Source organism: Pseudomonas sp. P7758, from assembly GCF_013386485.1.
Lineage (GTDB): Bacteria > Pseudomonadota > Gammaproteobacteria > Pseudomonadales > Pseudomonadaceae > Aquipseudomonas.
The window spans coordinates 1-482 of the sequence record NZ_JACARS010000173.1 but is presented as its reverse complement, the minus strand read 5'-3'; the positions used below and the strand labels follow the sequence as shown (position 1 = coordinate 482).

The following is a 482-nucleotide window of genomic DNA, read 5'->3' as shown; positions in this document are numbered from 1 at the left end:
TGCTGGGCCAGCAGGATGCCTTGTTGGTTGATCAGGTTGATGGTGCTGTCGCTGCCGATATTCAGGCTGCGGAACAGTTGCTGAAAGTACGACAGGCGCATGGTGGCCACGGCCACGCCGAGGAATCGCCCATCCGGCCCGGAAACCCGGCGGCTGAAAGCGATACGCCATTGGTCGTCACACACGCAGCGCGCCATGAAGGGCCGGCTGATGAACAGCCCCAGGTCGGGATTCTGCCGATGGGCCTGGAAGTAATCGCGGTCGGCGAAGTTGGCGGATTTGGGCGTCTGCAGGGCTGAGTCGGCGATCACGTTGCCATCCTTGTCCAGCAGCAGGATGTCGCCTTTGTAGGGCGCCGCTTCCGAACGGTCGAACAGCACCAGGTGACGGATGCCGGCCGATACCCCAGCCAAATCAGTGCGTTCGGTGGCGGCGATCAGGCCTTTGATCGACAAGTCGTACAGCTCGACGTTGCGCAGCAC

1 protein-coding gene is annotated in these 482 nt (G+C 62.2%); it reads right to left on the bottom strand.

Translation table 11 applies throughout. The features are described from left to right. Positions 1-482 (bottom strand): cache domain-containing protein (locus HX873_RS29135; protein WP_256349678.1); only part of this gene is annotated, 482 nt, incomplete at both ends.